Annotated in this window: 17 protein-coding genes; 7 read left to right on the plus strand and 10 right to left on the minus strand. The window is 75.0% G+C overall.

The window, feature by feature from the left end:
• Positions 1-111 precede the first annotated feature (111 nt).
• Positions 112-1,128 carry an SDR family NAD(P)-dependent oxidoreductase gene (locus E1212_RS09855; RefSeq protein ID WP_131981811.1) on the plus strand — a complete coding sequence of 339 codons (1,017 nt, stop codon included), beginning with the start codon at positions 112-114 and terminating at the stop codon, positions 1,126-1,128.
• Here E1212_RS09855 and E1212_RS09860 read toward each other — a convergent pair.
• From E1212_RS09860 to E1212_RS09890, 7 genes are read right to left on the minus strand one after another with little or no spacing between them, the layout of a single operon-like run.
• Positions 1,071-2,006, minus strand: coding sequence for a glycosyltransferase family 9 protein (locus E1212_RS09860; protein ID WP_131981813.1), 936 nt, complete (start codon positions 2,004-2,006; stop codon positions 1,071-1,073). The two genes, E1212_RS09855 and E1212_RS09860, sit on opposite strands and share 58 nt — an antisense overlap.
• On the minus strand, positions 1,997-2,680 hold the full coding sequence (locus E1212_RS09865) for an SDR family oxidoreductase (RefSeq protein ID WP_131981815.1): 684 nt from the start codon (positions 2,678-2,680) through the stop codon (positions 1,997-1,999). The genes E1212_RS09860 and E1212_RS09865 overlap by 10 nt, the downstream gene beginning before the upstream one ends.
• Positions 2,677-4,107 carry a D-glycero-beta-D-manno-heptose 1-phosphate adenylyltransferase gene (rfaE2, locus tag E1212_RS09870; RefSeq protein ID WP_131981817.1) on the minus strand — a complete coding sequence of 477 codons (1,431 nt, stop codon included), beginning with the start codon at positions 4,105-4,107 and terminating at the stop codon, positions 2,677-2,679. Before rfaE2 ends, E1212_RS09865 begins: the two co-directional genes overlap by 4 nt.
• Complete coding sequence (locus E1212_RS09875; RefSeq protein ID WP_131981819.1) at positions 4,104-5,306, minus strand: glycosyltransferase; 1,203 nt, start codon at positions 5,304-5,306, stop codon at positions 4,104-4,106. The genes rfaE2 and E1212_RS09875 overlap by 4 nt, the downstream gene beginning before the upstream one ends.
• Positions 5,306-6,331, minus strand: a complete 1,026-nt coding sequence (locus E1212_RS09880) for a glycosyltransferase family 9 protein (RefSeq protein WP_131981821.1) — start codon at positions 6,329-6,331, stop codon at positions 5,306-5,308. Before E1212_RS09880 ends, E1212_RS09875 begins: the two co-directional genes overlap by 1 nt.
• On the minus strand, positions 6,328-7,761 hold the full coding sequence (locus E1212_RS09885) for an HAD-IIIA family hydrolase (RefSeq protein ID WP_131981823.1): 1,434 nt from the start codon (positions 7,759-7,761) through the stop codon (positions 6,328-6,330). The genes E1212_RS09880 and E1212_RS09885 overlap by 4 nt, the downstream gene beginning before the upstream one ends.
• On the minus strand, positions 7,761-9,401 hold the full coding sequence (locus tag E1212_RS09890; protein ID WP_131981825.1) for a carbamoyltransferase family protein: 1,641 nt from the start codon (positions 9,399-9,401) through the stop codon (positions 7,761-7,763). Before E1212_RS09890 ends, E1212_RS09885 begins: the two co-directional genes overlap by 1 nt.
• 126 nt (positions 9,402-9,527) lie before the next feature.
• Here E1212_RS09890 and E1212_RS09895 point away from each other — a divergent pair, with 126 nt between their 5' ends.
• Entirely contained in the window at positions 9,528-10,496 is a 969-nt protein-coding gene (locus E1212_RS09895) for a glycosyltransferase (protein ID WP_131981827.1), read from the plus strand.
• Between the two features lie 25 nt (positions 10,497-10,521).
• On the opposite strand, the gene E1212_RS09900 is transcribed toward E1212_RS09895, so the two are convergent.
• The gene (locus E1212_RS09900; protein ID WP_420814365.1) at positions 10,522-10,914 is read right to left on the minus strand and encodes a YjbQ family protein; all 393 of its coding nucleotides are present in this window, start codon (positions 10,912-10,914) and stop codon (positions 10,522-10,524) included.
• 193 nt (positions 10,915-11,107) lie between these two features.
• On the opposite strand from E1212_RS09900, the gene E1212_RS09905 reads away from it, so the two are divergent.
• The 5 genes from E1212_RS09905 (at position 11,108) to E1212_RS09925 (ending at position 15,762) form a co-directional block, all read left to right on the plus strand.
• Positions 11,108-11,572 (plus strand): RNA polymerase sigma factor, encoded by a 465-nt coding sequence (locus E1212_RS09905; RefSeq protein ID WP_275296160.1) that lies wholly within the window; start codon positions 11,108-11,110, stop codon positions 11,570-11,572.
• Between the two features lie 42 nt (positions 11,573-11,614).
• On the plus strand, positions 11,615-12,481 hold the full coding sequence (locus tag E1212_RS09910) for a hypothetical protein (protein ID WP_131981833.1): 867 nt from the start codon (positions 11,615-11,617) through the stop codon (positions 12,479-12,481).
• A gap of 132 nt (positions 12,482-12,613) precedes the next feature.
• On the plus strand, positions 12,614-13,132 hold the full coding sequence (locus E1212_RS09915; protein WP_131981835.1) for a hypothetical protein: 519 nt from the start codon (positions 12,614-12,616) through the stop codon (positions 13,130-13,132).
• A gap of 14 nt (positions 13,133-13,146) precedes the next feature.
• Complete coding sequence (locus E1212_RS09920) at positions 13,147-14,142, plus strand: NAD-dependent epimerase/dehydratase family protein (RefSeq protein WP_131981837.1); 996 nt, start codon at positions 13,147-13,149, stop codon at positions 14,140-14,142.
• Between the two features lie 108 nt (positions 14,143-14,250).
• Positions 14,251-15,762, plus strand: coding sequence for a CehA/McbA family metallohydrolase domain-containing protein (locus E1212_RS09925; RefSeq protein ID WP_131981839.1), 1,512 nt, complete (start codon positions 14,251-14,253; stop codon positions 15,760-15,762).
• A 3-nt stretch (positions 15,763-15,765) separates the two neighbouring features.
• Here E1212_RS09925 and E1212_RS09930 read toward each other — a convergent pair whose 3' ends face one another.
• Complete coding sequence (locus E1212_RS09930) at positions 15,766-16,557, minus strand: ABC transporter permease (RefSeq protein ID WP_131981841.1); 792 nt, start codon at positions 16,555-16,557, stop codon at positions 15,766-15,768.
• Positions 16,554-17,516, minus strand: coding sequence for an ABC transporter ATP-binding protein (locus E1212_RS09935; protein WP_131981843.1), 963 nt, complete (start codon positions 17,514-17,516; stop codon positions 16,554-16,556). Before E1212_RS09935 ends, E1212_RS09930 begins: the two co-directional genes overlap by 4 nt.
• Between the last annotated feature and the right edge of the window lie 122 nt (positions 17,517-17,638).

Below are 17,638 nucleotides of genomic sequence, written 5' to 3' on the forward strand. Positions count from 1 at the left end.
GATACGGACCGACGACCGATACCCCCGATCGAGCGGCCCAACCCGCCGGACGCTACGGCGTGCGTGCGCTCCGGCGGGAGGGGTACCGGGCCCGCGAGGAGGTACGTACCGATGCTGAACGGATCGCGAGTCGTGGTCACCGGCGGAGCGGGGTTCCTGGGATCGCATGTGTGTGAGGCGCTGGTCGAGGCCGGCGCCGATGTCGTCTGCCTGGACAACTACGTGACCTCGACACCGGCGAACCTCGATCGGCTGCGCGAGGGGACCGGGTTCACGTTCGTGCGCTGCGACGTGTCCGACGCCGTCGCGGTGGACGGTGCCGTCGACCTCGTGCTGCACCTGGCGTCGCCGGCCTCTCCGGCCGACTACCTGAGGCTCCCGCTGGAGACGATGCGGGCCGGCTCGGCGGGTACCACGCACGCCCTGGAACTGGCCCGGGCCAAGGGCGCCCGGTTCCTCCTCGCGTCGACATCGGAGGTGTACGGCGACCCGTTGTGTCATCCGCAGCCGGAGGAGTACTGGGGCAACGTGAACCCGATCGGGCCCCGTGCGGTGTACGACGAGTCGAAGCGGTTCTCCGAGACGCTGACCAGCGCCTACCGGTCCGAACACGGCGTCGACACCGCGATCGTGCGCATCTTCAACAGCTATGGGGAGCGGATGCGCGCCCACGACGGCCGGGCGGTGCCGACGTTCATCCGGCAGGCACTGGCGGGCGAGCCGATCACCGTCGCCGGCGACGGCAGCCAGACCCGCACTCTCTGCCACGTCACGGACACCGTGCGCGGGCTGCTGGCCATGGCACAGAGCGAGCACGCGGGTCCGGTCAACATCGGCGGCACCCACGAGGTCACCGTCCTGGAGCTGGCCGAGCGGATCCGCGCGATCAGCGGCTCGCGGTCGCCGATCCGGTTCGTGGAGCTCCCAGAGAACGACCCACGGCTGCGCCGGCCGGACCTGTCCCGAGCCGTGCGCCTGCTGGGCTGGCAGCCGCGGGTGCGGCTGGCAGACGGCCTGGCCCAGACGGTGCGCTGGTTCGCCGACCACGGGATCGATGGTGTGCCCACGGGTCAGACGCGCACCAGCGATGCCAGCGTGTCGACGGCCGCGATCACCTCGTCGACCTGAATGCGGTCCAGCGCCGGGTCGAGCACGTCCGCGTGCGGGTCGCCGGCGGGACCGTGCCACAACGCGATGTGCGGCCCTGTCTCCGGCGGCCCCCAGGCGCGCGGCGACGTCGGCCCGAACAGCACCACCGACGGCGTCCGGTAGGCCGACGCCAGGTGCGCGATGCCGGTGTCGCCCGCCACGACCAGCCGTGCGGCGGCCACCAGCGCGGCCAACTCGTCCAGCGCCGTCCGGCCGGCGAGGACGGCTGACGGCGGCAGCCCGGCGGCGTCGGCGACGGCCCGCGCGAGCTCCGTCTCCGCGGCCGAGCCGGTGACGACCACAGGTCCGGCCTTCGACGCCGCCAGCCACCGCGCCACGGTCGCGAAGCGGCCGGCCGGCCAGCGCCGGGCGGCGGCCGCGGCACCCGGATGCACGATCAGCGCGCCCTCGACCTGCGGCGCCGCGGCCGGTCGGCGCAGCACCAGATCGTGGTCCGGCGCGCAGACCCGCAGCTCGGCCGCGACCAGCCGGCACCAACGGCGCACTTCGTGCTCGGCCGCCCGCCACACCGGGCCGCGGAGACGCGCCTCCTCGTTGCCGAACGCGATCAGCCGGCGAGGGCGCAACGCCGCCAGCACCTGGTGACTCTGCGGCCCGCGCCCGTGCAGGTTCACCGCCACGTCGGGCGGATCGCCGGCCCAGGGCAACGGCCGCAGCGCACGAGTCGGCAGCATCTCGTCGATGCCGCCCACCAGCGGGACCAGCGGGGCCAGCGGCGGCGACGTCGCGAGCACCAGGCGATGCTGCGGCAGGGCGCGCCGGACCGCCCGCAGCGCCGGCACGCCGGTGAGGAAGTCACCGAGGCCGATCGCGCGGTAGACCAGGACTACGGCCACGAGCTCTCGACCGACGGCGTCACGACCAGCTCGCGGACCTCGCAGCCGGGCGGCTGCTCCAGGGCGAACAGCACCGTCCGGGCCACGTCGGCGGGCCGGTTCAGCTTGGCGTCCGGCGGTGGCTTGTACTGCTCGTCGCGGCCGTCGAAGAACGGGGTGTCCATGCCGCCGGGCACGAGCAGCGTGACGCCGACCCGTCCGGCCGTCTCCGCCGCCAACGCCCGGGTGAACCCGACCACGCCGAACTTCGACGCGCAGTAGGCGGTGGCATCGCTCACCGCCCGCAGCCCCAACGTCGACGCGACCGTCACGATGCGCCCGTTCCGGGATTCCAGCAGCGGCAGCGCGGCCCGGACCACCCTGACCGTGCCCAGCAGGTTCACCTGGATCACCCGTTCCCAGTCGGTCGCCGGCACGTCCTCCAGCCGCCCGCACGCGTCGACCCCGGCGCAGGTGACGACGGCGTCCAGCCCGCCGGTCCGCTCCACGGCCGCGCGGACGGCGCCGTCCGCGGCGCCCGGGTCGGCGAGGTCGGCGACGACGTGCTCCAGCGGCGCGTCCGGTGCCACCCGGTCCAGCACGATGGGCCGGCCGCCGGCGTCGTCGACGGCCCGGGCCACTGCCGCGCCCAGACCCGACGCTCCTCCGGTGACCAGCACGGTTCCCAGCGTCATGAGCTCCTCCTCGTGGTCAGTTCCGGGATCTTGGCCGCCGAGCGGGCGACGGCGCGGACCAGCGCCGTCGTGGAGTGCCCGTCGACGTACGGCAGGGTGACGATCTGCCCGCCCCACTCGCGGACCACCGCCGCCTCCGGCAGCTCGGCTCCGGCGTAGTCGCCGCCCTTGGCCCACAGGTCCGGTCGCAGCCGGCGCAGCACCGGCACCGGGGTGTCGTCGTCGAAGATCTCGACGGCGTCGACGCATTCCAGCGCCTGGAGCACCCGGGCCCGGTCCGCGGCGGCGACCACGGGACGGGCCGGGCCCTTGAGCCGGCGCACGGACGCGTCGGAGTTCAGGCAGACGACCAGGGCGTCACCGAGCCGCCGGGCCGCCTGCAGGCTGGCCACGTGCCCGGCGTGCAGCAGGTCGAAACAGCCGCCGGTCGCCACCACCACGCCGCCGCGGGCCTGGACCTCGGCGATCACGTCGCGGCCGTACCGCCCGCCCGGCCCGGACGCCGGTTCCGCACCGTCGGAGATCGCCAGGCTCGTCGCGCCCCCGGCCGCCACGTACGCCGTCGCAGCCACGACAGCGTGCCGCACCGCCTCGCCGGTCATCCGGCCCGCACCCAGCAGCGTCGCCGCCGCCGCCGCGAACATGTCGCCGGCCCCGCACGGGTCGAGGTCCGGCGCGGACGGCGCCGGGACCGCCACCGGGGCGCCCTGGCCGTGCGACAGCAATGCACCCCGGGCGCCCAGCGTCACGGCCACCGCGCCGGCGCCCCACTCGCGCACCAGGGTGTCAGCGTCATGCGCCGCCCGCGCCCACGAACTGCTCGCGCTGTAGTCACCGGTCCCACCGGTGCGCCGGACCCACGTGCTCGCCTCAATCGCGTTGGGCGTCACGAGATGGACGCCAGGAACGGGGCGGTCGCCGCGCGGGTGCGGGTCCCAGACGACGGGTGCCCTCCGCGGCAGAGTCTCGAGGAACCACCGGATGCTCGGCACCGCCGTGACCCCGCGCCCGTAGTCCGACACCAGCACCGCGTCGGCCTCGGAGAGCGCGTTGACCGCCGGGCGGGTGAGCTCGCCGATCTCCGCGGGCTCGCCGCCCCTGTCCAGCCGTGCGACGGACTGCCCACCTGCGCGGATGCGCTCTTTCACTGGTGTGTGCCCGACGGAGGACAGCGGCAGCACCGTCACCCGCCCGGCCAGCAGGTCACACAGTGTGCGCGCCGCGTCGTCGTGGGCCATGGGTGCGACCAGGGTCACGTCGGCACCGCCGGCGGCCAACCAGGCGGCCAGCGCCGCGCCCCCGGGACGCGGGTGCTCGGTGAGGTCCTCCAGGACCGGCACCGGTGCGTCCGGGGCCAGCCGGGTCGCCTGTCCGACCAGGTCGACGTCGAGGAGCACGTCGCCGATCACGGTGAGTCGCACGGTCATCCCGGCGCCTCCGTCGAGACGGCCGCGGCGACGCGGGCGTAGACGCGTTCGGTGTCGCGGGCCACGCGGTCCCAGCCGTAGAGCCGGCGGGCGCGGCGCACGCCGGCGCGGCCGTAGGCCTCGCGCCGAGGCCGGGCGGCCAGCAGGTCGCGCAGCACCCGTGCCAGCAGGTCCGGCCGTCGCGGTGGCACCAACTCGCCGGTGACTCCGGGCCGGACGGTGTCGAGCAGGCCGCCGACCGCGGTGCCGACGACCGGCCGCCCGCACGCCATCGCCTCGACGGGCACGATGCCGAACGGCTCGTACCACGGCACGGCCACCACGACGTCGGCGGAGGCGATCAGTCTCGGCACTGCGGCGCGGTCGACCCGGCCGAGCAGCCGGACCCGGTCCGCCGTGCCGTTGTCCCGCGCCCGCGCCAGCAGCCGCTGGGCCTCGGGGTCGATGGCCAGTGCGTCGGCGGAGGGCCCGCCGGCGACCACCAGCTCCGCGCCCGGCACCTCGGCGAGGGCTTCGACGGCGTCCGCGAGGCCCTTGCGCTCCACGAGCCGGCCGACGGCCAGCAGCCGCGGCCGCCGGTCCGGCGGCGGGGCCGGCTGCGGGCCGAACGCCTGGAGGTCGACGCCGCACGGGACGATCGTCGCGCGGCCGGGGCCCAGACCCATCCCGCACAGCTCGGCCACCTCGTCGGTGCACGTCGCGATGACGTGGTCGGCCTGGCGGCAGAGCCCGGACTCCACCGCGATGCGCTCCGCCGGGCTGGTGTCCTTGCGGCCCTGATGGCGTCGCTTCACCGTGCCGAGGGCGTGGAAGGTCTGCACGACCGGCACACCAGTCGCCTGTCCGGCCCGGACCGCGGCGAGGCCGCTCATCCAGAAGTGCGCGTGGGCGACGTCGTAATGCTCGGTGGCCCATCGGTCGGTCAGGTACGCCGCGAACGCGTCCATGTGTGGCAGCAGTTCGTCCTTCGGGACGTCGGCCGGAGGCCCGGCGGGGACGTGCTCGACGACGTAACCGTCCGGCGCCCGCACGCGCGGCGGCGCCTGAGGGTCGTCGCGCCGGGTGAAGACCGTGACGTCGTGACCACGTGCGACCAGGTGTGCGGCCAACGCGGCGACGTGCACGTTCTGGCCGCCGGCATCGACACCGCCGATGACGGCGAGCGGGCTGGCGTGCTCGGACACCATCGCGATCCGCATCAGACCACCTTCTCCACGAGACGGGACATCGCGGCGACGGCGCGGACCACCTCGTCCGCGGTCACCGACGACAGGCAGGGATGTCCGGGGACCGAGCACGTCGTCACCCTGCTGTCGCGGCAAGGGGCGTGCTGGTCGCCGAGTAGGACGCGCGGCACCCCGTACGGCGCCCAGCGGGCGGCGGGCACCGTCGGGGCGAACAGCGAGACGACCGGCGTGCCGACGGCGGCCGCCAGGTGCGCCGGACCGGTGTTCCCCACCACGACCACCTCGGCCCCGGAGAGCACGGCGGCCAGCTGGGCCAGGTCGGTGCGGCCGCCGAGATCGACGGCGACGTCCGCCGCGACCATGCCGGTCAGCGCGGTCTCGGCCGGGGCTCCCGTGACGACCACCCGGTGGCCGGCGTCATGGAGGAGCCGTGCGACCGCGGCGAACCGGTCCGGCGGCCAGGCCCGGGCCGGCGCCGACGTACCCGGATGCAGGACGACGTAGGGCGGCGCTCCCGTCAGGGACCGCACGTCGGGCAGCGGCCGCCGCACCGCGAGCCGGCCGTCGTCGCCCGCGGGCAGCCGGTATCCCGCGACGAGCGCCAGCGACAGCGCTCGCTCCGACTCCGGGCGGTCGTCGGTCAGGCGATGGCGCAGATCCAGCAGCGCGCCGGGGTAGTCCTCGCTGATGCCGCCGACCCAGCCGACGCCGGCCAGTCGCAGCAGCAGCGCCGTCGGCAGTGGGGACTGGTGGAAGGACGTGAAGACCAGCGCCGCGTCGTACCGCCGGTCCCGCAGCGTCGCGACCAGGGCGGCCACGTCGCCGGGATCGGCGGGGGACGGGTTCAGGCCGACCCAGGGGCACTGCCAGACGAGGACGTCCTCGACGCCGGGCAGCAACCGGGCCGCCGTGCCCCCACGCGGGCCGGCCAGCACGTCGACCGTGGCACCGGACGCGGCGACGGCACGGATGGCCGGCCCCGCCAGCAGTACGTCGCCGGTGGCGTCGAGGCGCACGCAGAGCACGCGGGAGCTCACCACGCACCTCCCAGCACCGTCTCGACCGCGCGCCCGAGGTCGGGAGCGACGTGCCGCGCGGCGCTCACCTCGGCCGAACGGGTCTGCGGGCCGGGCACGAGCAGGCCCGTCGCACCGGCCGCCTCGGCTGCGTCGACGTCGGCCCCGATGTCGCCGATGACGACGCACCGGGCCGGCTCGACGCCGAGCTCGGCGCACGCGGCCAGGACCATGCCTGCCGCGGGCTTGCGGCAGCCGCAGCCGTCGCCGGGTCCGTGCGGACACACCCGCCAGACGTCGAAGGGGCCCAGCAGCTGCTCGACGCGGGTGTTCACGCGCTCGACGTCGTCCTCGGCGAGCAGTCCGCGGGCCACGCCGGACTGGTTGGTGACCACGCCGAGCCGGACACCGGCGGCACGCAATCGGCCGAGTGCGGCCTCCGCGCCCGGCATCGGGTCGACCAGCTCCGGATCGCCGTTGTAGGGCACGTCGCGCACCAGGGTGCCGTCCCGGTCCAGCAGTACCAGCTCCGGGACGCCGCGCCACTGGCCGGCGCCGCGGTGCCGCCACCAGCCGCGGGCGGTGTGCCACATCGCGGCGGGCGGAATCACGGCGCTGGTCACCAGCATCATGACGATCTCGGCGGGGTCGCGTGGACCCGGGGTGATCCGGCCGACGGCGAAGTCCCCGGTCGCGGCCAGCCAGCCGGCCGCGGCCATGGCGGCCGCCCGGTGCCGGCCCGCGGCGGTGGCGAGGAGCGCACCGGCGCCCAGAGCCGTCGTCACCAGGTGGGCCCGGCGGCGACCCGGCCCGGCGCCGGCCTGTGCCCGCCAGTCCGGGCCGTGCAGCCGCCGCATGAGCACGTCGTCGGCGTTGCCGGCCTGCACCTTCACGCTGGTCCAGAAGCCGGCCGGCCGAACCGGGTGGACGATGCCGCGGCCGCCGCGGACCAGCAGGCCACCGGCGGCCCGCACCCGTAGCGCCAGGTCGGAGTCCTCGCGGTACGCGCGCGGGAATCGTTCGTCGAAGCCGCCCGCTGCAGCCAGTGCCTCCCGGCGGTAGGTCAGATCGGCTGTGATCCACCGTCCCGCCTCCAGCCCGGCGGTGCTGCGCTCCCAGTCGGTCGGACGCCGGTGCTCCGGCAGCGGCACGGTCACCCGGCCCTGGCTGCCCGCGACGTCATCGGCGGCCGTCGCCAGATCCTCAGCGAGGCGCTGCAGCCAGTCCGGCCCCACGATCACGTCATCGTCCAGGAAGCTCACCCAGGGCGTCCGGGCCCGCCGCCAGCCGCGATTGCGAGCGGCGGCCGGGCCGGACCTGGTCGCGGAGTCGTCGACGACGATGACGTCGGCCGGTCGCGGACCGCGCGACTCGCGCAGCGACCGGAGCAACACCCCCAGGCTCGGCCGCCCGACCGTGGGGATCACGACGGTGGTGGGCAGCACCGGCATCACCCAGCCCCCGGGCGGCGGACGACGAACGGACCGAGCGCGAGCAGGTCCACTGGCGCGGAGCCGAAGCACTCCAGCGCGTCCCGCGGGCTGTCGACCATGGGCCGGCCGGCGGTGTTCAGGCTGGTGTTGATGACGACGGGCAGCCCGGTGCGCCGTTCGAAGGCGGAGAGCATGCGGACCACCAGCGGCTCGGCCCTCTGGTCGACCGTCTGGATGCGCGCGGTGCCGTCGACGTGGACGGCGGCCGGGACGCGATCGCGCCACGCCGGGTTCACCTCATGGGTGAACAGCATGTACGGCGACGGGATCGGGCCGCGGGAGAACACGTCGCCGGCCCGCTCGGCCAGCACCATCGGCGCGACCGGCCGGAACTGCTCGCGGCCCTTGACGTCGTTGAGCCGGGCCAGATTCGCCACCCGACCGGGGTGCGCGAGCAGCGACCGGTGCCCGAGCGCCCGCGGTCCGTACTCGCTGCGGCCCTGGAACCAGGCGACGATGCCGTCAGCGGCCAGCGCGCCGGCCACCGCGTCTGCGACGTCGGCCGGCCTCTCGTACGGGAGCCGGGCGGTCCGCAGGACGCCCTCGAGCTCGTCGTCGGTCCACTCGCGGCCGAGATCGGCGCCGGGCATCGGCCGCACGGCGTCGCCGACCGACCGGGCCACGTGAAGAGCCGCGCCGAGCGCCGTCCCGGCGTCACCGGCCGCCGGCTGCACCCACACCTCGTCGTAGCCGCTCTCCTGAGCGACGACGGTGTTGGCCACGCAGTTCAGCGCGACGCCCCCGGCCAGGGTCAGCCTGGTGCCGCCGCTCTGTGCCCGAAGCCACGACGTGAGCTCGACCAGCACCTCCTCCAGCCGGCGCTGCACGCTCGCGGCGAGGTCGGCGTGCGCCTCGGTCCACTCCTGGCCGGGCCTGCGGGCCGGCGCGTAGACGGCCCAGTCGACCGGGTCGGTGCGGAAGCCGCCGTCGGCCGTGGCGTACACCGCGTCGCGGACGGCGTCGAGGTAGCGCGGACGACCATAGGCCGCCAGTGCCATGACCTTGTACTCGTCGCTGCTGCGCAGGAATCCCAGGTGCTCGGTGACATCCTCGTAGAGCAGCCCGATCGAGTGCGGCAGCTCCTGCGTGACCAGCGTCTTCAGCGCGCCGGACTCGTCGTACCGGCCGGCCAGATGGCTGGCGCGCTCGCCTCGGCCGTCGAGCACCAGCACGTCGCAGCCCTCGAAGGGCGCGGCCAGCCCGGCCGATGCCGCGTGGGCGACATGATGGGCGACGTAGCGGACCCGGCGCGGATCGAGCCCGGGCAGCGCGGTCGCGATGAACCGGGGTGCGGCCTCGGCGTAGGTCAGCCGCAGGTGGTCCCAGGGGTCGTGCAGGCCCATCTCCGCGGTCGGCCGGGCCAGCGCCGGATCGAAGGAGTAGCCGACGGCGTCGAGGTCGGCCGGCTCGAGGCCGGCGTATTCCAAGCACCACCGCGCCGACTCCTCAGGCAGTTCCCACGCCGAGAACGGGACCGGCCGCTTGCCGTGTTTGCGGCGGCTGAACCGTTCCTCCTCTGTGGCGGCGACGACCTCGCCGTCGATCACCAGGGCGGCTGCGGGGTCGTGGAAGATCGCGTTGATGCCCAGTACTTTCATGGGACGTGCCTTCCGGGCGAATGGCGGGTCCCCGCCTCCATTCCCCTGTTCGCCGATGAGAAACACCTCGACTGCGAAGCGTTTCTCAGGGTGCATGGACCGAGTAACGCCGGGCATTGCCGCGGCATGCGGGTTCTCGTCTGGCACGTGCACGGCGCCTACACCACGTCGCTGGTCCAAGGCGGCCACGACTACCTGGTTCCGGTGATGCCGGATCGCGGCCCCTACGGACGGGGGCGGGCCGACACCTACCTGTGGCCGCGCAGCGCCCTCGAGGTGTCGCCCGGCGACCTGCGCGACCAGGAGGTCGACGTCGTGATCCTGCAGCGGCCGCACGAGGTGACGCTGGCGGCGCAGTGGCTGGACCGGCGGCCGGGAGCAGACGTGCCGGCGGTGTATCTCGAGCACAACACGCCCGGAGGCGGCGGCGCGGTGACGACCGTGCACCCGCTGGCCGGGCAGAGGGACATTCCGATCGTGCACGTGACCCACTTCAACGCCCTGGTGTGGGACTCCGGCGCGGCGCCGGCGAGGGTGATCGAGCACGGGATCGTCGACCCCGGACACCGCTACACCGGCGAGATCGAGGCGGCCGGCGTGGTCGTGAACGAACCGGTCCGCCGCGGCCGCGCCGTAGGCACCGACCTGGTGCCGGAGCTGGCGCGCGCCGCACCACTCGACGTGTTCGGCATGGCGGTCGACGACCTGCACGGCGCCGTGCTGGTGCCGGCGGGGCGGCTGCGGACGTTCGCCGACCTGTCTCAGGACCGCATGCATGCCGAGCTGGCGCGCCGCCGGGTGTACGTCCACCTGCACCGCTGGACATCGCTCGGGCTGTCACTGCTGGAAGCGATGCACCTGGGGATGCCGGTGGTGGTGCTGGGTTGCACCGAGGCGCCGTTCGCGGTGCCGCCCGCCGCCGGGTGTGTCTCGGTGCGGCCGTCGGAGCTGGCCGACGCGGTGGCCTCGTTCCTTCGCGATGCGGACGCCGCCCGCGCGGCCGGGACCGCGGCCCGCGACGCCGCGCTGTCGCGCTACGGTCTCGAGCGTTTCCTCTCCGACTGGGACGCCGTCCTGGCCGAGGCCGCCGGCTGACCGTCCGGCCGCGGTGCGGGGCGTGTCACCCGGCGAGGAACGACAGCCGCAGCCGGCGCTCGCGGTTGTCGACATTGGAGTCGACGACGACCACGCTCTGCCAGGTGCCCAGCGCCGGCGCGCCGCCCAGGACCGGCAGGGTGAGCGACGGCGCGATGAAGGCGGGCAGCACGTGGTCGCGGCCGTGGCCCCGGCTGCCGTGGCGGTGCCGGTAGACGTCCTCGCGGGGGAGCAGGCGGTCGACCGCGCCGGCGAGGTCGGGCTCGGTGCCGGAGCCGGTCTCGATGAGCGCCAGCCCGGCCGTCGCGTGCGGCACGAAGAGGTGGCACAGCCCGTCGCCGCGGCCGCGGCAGAACTCGAGCACCTCGCGCGTCACGTCGGTGACCAGGTCGGTGCCCGTGCGCAGGTCGATGATCAGACTGTCCACCGGACCATTGTGACCGCTCGCCGCCATCGGCGTTCCGGCTGGGCTCCGTCTGCCCGTAACCTTCTGGCCAGCGAGGTGATCACACTGTGCGGCGGGCGCCACGGGGAGGCGAGCGGTCATCGGCGAAGACTTCGAGATCGTTCTCGGCGCGGCGCGCGCGGGCGCGCCGTGGGCCTTCGAGCGCCTGTACACCGATCTCGCGCCCGTCGTCACCGGCTATCTGCGCCTGCAGGGCTCGGCCGAACCCGACGATCTGACCAGCGAGGTCTTCCTCGGTGTGTTCGCCGGGCTGTCCTCGTTCACCGGGTCCGAGCAACAGTTCCGGTCCTGGGTGTTCACCATCGCGCACCGGAGGCTCGTCGACGAACGACGGCGGGCGGTGCGACGCCCGGCGGAGCCCACCGCCGACCCCGCGATGCTCGATGGCCGAGGCGGCGACACCGAGGCGGAGGCCCTCGACGCGCTGGGGCTGCGCCGGGTGTACGAGCTGTGCGCCACGCTCTCGCCGGACCAGCGCGAGGTGCTGTTGCTGCGCATCGTCGGCGACCTCACCGTCGAGCAGGTGGCCCGCACCGTCGGCCGCTCCGTCGGCGCCGTGAAGGCCCTGCAGCGACGCGGCCTGGCGGCGCTGCGGAAAAAAATCGGGTGACCCCGTACCCCCGGGGGCGCTCGCGGCGATCACAGGGACGAGATGCTTCCACTCCACCTGCTCGACGACGACACCGTCGAGGCCCTGCTGGCCGGTCGCCCGGTCACGCCCGGATTGGCGCCGCTGGCCGGGGCCGTCGGGGAGCTGAGGGCTGCCGCCCGGCAGCCGGTGCGGCCGTCGGCCGAGCTGGCGCAGCGGCTGGCCAGCGGTGACTTCACCGGCATCTCGCCCGCCCCGCAGCCGCCCTCGCACCGGCTGCGGACCTGGCTCGCCGGCGTCAGCCCGCGGGCCCGCGTCGTCACCGGCGCGGTCGTCCTCGTCACCGGCCTCACGGCCGCCACCGCCGCGGGCGCGCTGCCAGGCGGCGCCCAGGCGCGCATGCAGACGATCATCGAGACGGTGACGCCGATCAGCTTCCAGCGCGACGAGCCCGCCCCGGACACCGTCGAGGACGTCCGCGACCCCGGTTCCGGCCGAGGCGACTCGTCCACCACCGAAGACCCTGGCTCGCCGGTGACTCAGCCGCCCGGCAAGCCAGAGACACCTCCCGGGAGGCCCGATGAGCCGGGCAACCCGGAGAAGCCCGAGAGCAGGCCGGAGGAGCCTCCGGGCAAACCCGAGTCCCCGCCTGGCAAGCCCGAGTCCCCGCCTGGCAAGCCCGAGTCCCCGCCTGGCAAGCCCGAGTCCCCGCCTGGCAAGCCCGAGAGTCCGGGGAAGCCCGACACGCCTCCCGGGCAGGAGGACAGGCCCGCGACGCCGGACCAGCCCAACGGCAACGGCGGCTCCCAGGAGAACGGCAACGGCTCCGGAGACGGAAACGGCCAGGGCCAGGGCAGCGGGAACGGCTCCGGCGATCGCCCTCACGGTCCAGACCGTCAGGGCCCCAGAACGCCCGACGTACCACGATGACGTCGGGTGCAGGTTGCGGCCCCGGTTCGCTGCGGAGGCCGGGGTCGCAACCTTCAACTGTTCCCCGTGCGGAGTGTGTGCGCCGCCGGACCGGGTAATCGGACGCACGTCGCCCACCCGTGAGGAGTCGCGGTGTCCGAACCCGCAGACGAGGCCGTCCGGCCGGAGCCCCGGCTGCTCGGCATCTACCTCAACGACCACCTGGCCGGCTCGACGGCCGGCGTCCGGCTGGTCCGCCGGCTCGCGCGCGGCCTGCGCGGCACTCCGCTGAAGGAGCCCCTGGCCGGGTTGGCGCAGGAGATCGCCGCCGACCACGCCGACCTGCTCGCGATCATGGCCGAGCTGAATGTCCCGGTCCGCCGCTACAAGATCTACACGGCCGCGGCCGCCGAGCTCGCGGGGCGGCTGAAGCTCAACGGCCACCTGCTGACGCGGTCGCCGCTGAGCACCGTGGTCGAGCTGGAGATGCTGCGCCTGGGCATCGAGGGGAAGGCCAGCGGCTGGCGCACGCTGCGGGCCGTCGGCGCGGCTCGCGGGCGGCCCGACCCGGAGCGCGTGGATCACCTCATCGACCGGGCGACGTCGCAGTCCGCGCTGCTCGAGACGCTGCGGATCCGCGCCGCCGCACGCGTCTTCGGCGTGCCGGCCTGAGGGGAGTGGATGCCATGCGTGTGGCCGTCACCGGCGCCACCGGGAACCTCGGCAGCAGCATCGTGCCGATGCTGGCGGGCGCCGACGGGGTCACCGAGGTGGTGGCGATCGCCCGGCGCCGGCCCGAGCGGCTGCCCGCCCGCGCCACCTTCGCCGTCGCCGACATCGCGCGGGGCGACCCGGGGCCCGCGCTCGCCGGCAGCGACGCGCTGGTGCACCTGGCCTGGGCGTTCCAGCCGACGCACGACCCGCTGCGGACCTGGGACGTCAACGTGCGCGGCGGCATCGCCACGTTCGAGGCGGCAGCGCGAGCCGGTGTGCGCACGCTCGTGTACGTGTCGTCCGTGGGCGCCTACTCGCCGGGAGCGGGCCGGCAGGTCGACGAGACCTGGCCGACGCACAGCCTGCCGACCGCGGCGTACGGGCGCGAGAAGGCCTACCTCGAGCGCTACCTCGACGCGTTCGAGCTGCGCCACCCCGACGTGCGCGTGGTGCGCCTGCGGCCCTGCTTCGTCTTCCAGCGGCCGGCCGCCAGCGAGCAGGCGCGGATCTTCGCCGGCCCGCTGCTGCCCCGGACGCTGCTGCGGCCGGGCCGGCTGCCGGTCGTGCCGGTGCCCGCGCGGCTGCGGTTCCAGGCCGTGCACGCCGACGACGTCGCCGACGCGGTCCGGCGGGTGGTGACGGGCGAGGCCCGCGGCGCCTACAACCTGGCCACCGACGACGTCATCGACGTGGCCGCGCTGGGCGAGGTGCTGGGGACGCGCACAGTGGCGGTGCCCGAGAGCGTGACGGTCCTGGCGACGGAGGCGGCCTGGCGGCTGCGGCTGGTCCCGGCCGACCACGAGCTGCTGCGGCTGCTGCTGTCGCTGCCGACGCTGGACAGCGGCCGCGCCCGCCGGGAGCTGGGCTGGCAGCCGGTCCGCACCGGCCGGCAGGCGCTGCGCGAGGCCCTGGTGGGCATGGCCGAGGGCGCCGGCGGCTCGACGCCGCCGTTGCACTCCGGCCGGTGACACCTCTCGGCCGGGGTTCCGACGGGTACTGCTCGCCTGCACGTCGCCGGGCGGACACGCGACCGGCGCATCCTGGATCCTCATCATTCGGACATCCGGGGGCGCATCATGAGGATCGACCGCCGCACGCTGCTCGCCGGAGGCCTCGCCACCGGCGCCGTGCTCGCGCTGCAGCCGGCGCAGACGTTCGCCCAGCCGCTCTGGACCGGGCGGGCCGAGGGCGCCTCGCGGCGTTCGGCGCTGTTCCCGGGCGTGCGCCTGGTCCACGGCGACCTGCACAACCACAGCCACCTGTCCGACGGGATGGGCGACCCCACCCAGCTCTACGCGACGCTGCGTGCGGCCGGCATCGACGTCGCCGCGCTGACCGATCACACGGTGGGCGCGTCGGCGTTCGGCCGCGACGTGTGCGCGCCGGTGCCGAACACCGTCGGCGAGCGCAACCCGTGCCGCGAGCTGTTCGGCCTCGGTGAGGACGGCTGGCAGCTGGTCCGGTCGCTGGCCGACGACGCCGACGCCCCGGCGCAGTACACGGCGCTGTCCGGGTTCGAGTGGTCCAGCCCGTACCTCGGACACATGAACGTCTGGTTCAGCGAGGAGTGGGTCGACCCGCTGCGCACCGGCGGCCTGACGGCTGACGGGCTGGCCGGCATCGGGCTGCCGGTGGAGCTGCTGGCCGTGCTGCTGCGCACCGAGTTCGGCGCGCTGCTCACCGAGGCGGAGATCGCCGGCTTCATCGCGTCGGTCCGCGACCAGGACCCGGCCGGCATGCGCCGTCTGTACGACTGGATGCTGCGCCGGCCGGGGCACCCGCAGGGCGGCGGCTCCGACGCGCTGGTCGGCTTCAACCACCCCAACCGCGAGCCCGACGTGTTCGACGGCTTCCGCTATGACGAGCGGGTGGCCGGCCGCGTCGTCAGCCTCGAGCTGTTCAACCGCCGCGACGACTACCTGTTCGAGGGCGTCCGCGACGGCATGGCCTCGCCGCTGGTGGCCTGCCTGAACGCGGGCTGGCACGTCGGCATCATCGGGGTCACCGACGAGCACGAGCCGAACTGGGGGTCCGAGGTCGGCAAGGGCCGGGCCGGCCTCTGGCTGCGCACGCTGACCCGCCGCGGCGTCCGCGACGCGCTGCTGTCGCGCCGGGTGTTCGCCACCCGCGAGGCCGGCCTGGCGCTGGCCGCGACCGCCGACGGCATCCCCATGGGGCAGCCGGTGCCGGAGCCCACCGGCGACGTCGCGTTCGAGCTCGACCTCGACCTCGGCCCGGACCTCGGCGGCACGCCGGTGACCATCCAGGTGCTGCGGCCCGGGCCGCAGGTGCCCGCCGTCGCCGCCGTCGTCGAGGCCACGGCCGGCGGCCCGGAGCCGATCCGGTTCAGCGTGCCGCTGGACCCGGCCGACGGCGACTGGGTGGTGCTGCGCGTCTCCGACCCGGCCCGCCCGAACGACGCGCCGGCGCCGTTCGACCACCCGTGCAACGACCGCGGACTGGCCTACAGCAGCCCGTGGTGGCTCGGCGGCGCCCGGCGCCGGCCCGCCACCGCCGTCGCACGCAACGCCCACCGGGCCCGGCGCATGAGCGCGCACGACCTGGCCTGGTGGGGACACGCGCACTGACCGTTACACCGACCGCTGGTAGGCCCGGAAGGCCCGGGTCGCAAGCCAGGCCATGACGAGCGTCAGGGCGATCAGCATCGCGGCCCGGCCGAACACCGCCGGCCAGTCCGGGTCGCCGAGCAGCGCGTCGCGGCTCGCCCGGGCCGCCCAGTCGACCGGGTTGTACCGCGCGACGGTGCCGACCCAGCCGGGCAGCAGCGCGGGCGCCATCATCACCGTCGACAGGAACGCCAGCGGCAGGGTCAGGAACTGCGACACCCCGATGAGCGACTCCTGCGACCGCAGCGTCAGCGCGACCGCGCACGACAGCGCCGCGAAGATCACCGCGAGCAGGGTGGCGCAGAGCAGCACCACCAGCACGCCGGCCACGCCGCCGTCGTAGCGCGCCCCGGCCAGCAGCCCGACGCCGAACACGATGAGCGACTGCACCACCGTCACGACCGCCTGGTAGGCCAGCGCGCCGGTGATCAGCGCGCCCCGGCTGACCGGCGACGTGAGGGTGCGGTCCATGACGCCGCGCTGCATGTCGTCGATGAAGCCGGTGCCGGCCCACCCGGCCGACATCATCGCCGTCATGACGACGACGCCCGGGGTCAGGTACTCCAGGTACGAGGTGTCGCCGAAGCCCGGCAGGTCGGCGACGCGCTGGAACAGCTGGCCGAACAGCAGCAGCCAGACCATCGGCTGGATCAGTGTGAACGCGAGGTACACCGGCTCGCGGCGCAGGATGCGCAGCGACCGCCCGGTGAGATGTCCGGCGTGGCGCAGCGCGACGGGGACGGTGGTCGTGCTCACGCGGCCACCTTCGTGTCGGCGCTGTGGAAGGACCGGCCGGCGTGGCGCAGGTACACGTCGTCGAGCGAGGGCCGGGCGAGCGTCACCGAGGCCAGCGGCACGCCGGAGGTCTCCAGCGCGGCCAGCAGGCCGGGCAGCGGCGCGGCGCCGTCGTCGACGCGGGCATGCAGCCGGGCGCCGTCGACCGTGATCTCGCCGACGCCCGGCACCGAGCCGACGGCCCGTCGGGCGGCCTCCTGCTGCCTCGCGTCGGCCAGCTCGACCTGGACCGCGTCGCCGTGCAGGCCGCCCTTGAGCTCCTCGGGCGTGCCCTCGGCCACGACCCGGCCGCGGTCGATGATGACCAGCCGGTCGGCCTCCTCGAGGTAGTGCGTCGTCAGCAGGACGGTGACACCGTCGGCCGCCGTGACCCCGGAGATCTCCGCCCACATGCCGGCGCGGGCCTCGGGGTCCAGCCCGGTCGTGGGCTCGTCGAGGAAGAGCACCCGGGGCCGGTGCATGAGCGCCAGCGCGACGTCGAGCTTGCGCTGCATGCCGCCGGACCACGTCTTCGTGACCCGGCCGGCGGCGTCGGCCAGCCCGAACCGCTCGAGCAGCTGGTCGCCGCGGGCGCGGATGTCCGCCCGCGTCATGCCGTAGACGTGTCCCTGCAGGGTGACGTTCTCGCGCCCCGTGGCGGTGGGGTCGAAGCACGGCTTCTGTGGCACGTAGCCGATGGCGTGGCGGACCCGGCCCGGCTCCGTCGCGACGTCGAGCCCGGCGACGGCGGTGCCGCTGTCAGGGGTGACGAGCGTGGTGAGGATCTTCGTGGTGGTGGACTTGCCGGCGCCGTTCGGCCCGAGCAGGCCGAACACGGTGCCGCTGGGCACCGTGAAGCCGACGCCGGACAGCGCCCGGACGGCCTTGGCGCCCTTGCCGTAGGTCTTCACGAGGCCATCGGCCTCGATGGCGTGGTGCATGGTGCGGTGCTCCTTCCGATGGAGGGAGCCGGTGCCGCACGGCGTCGCCCGTATCCTTGGGAGTGCAGGATCCTGGGGTCGGGCCGATCCGTCCGTTGAGTCTCCGGCTCCTGGTTTCCGAT

This window comes from Jiangella ureilytica (assembly GCF_004348545.1).
Lineage (GTDB): Bacteria > Actinomycetota > Actinomycetes > Jiangellales > Jiangellaceae > Jiangella > Jiangella ureilytica.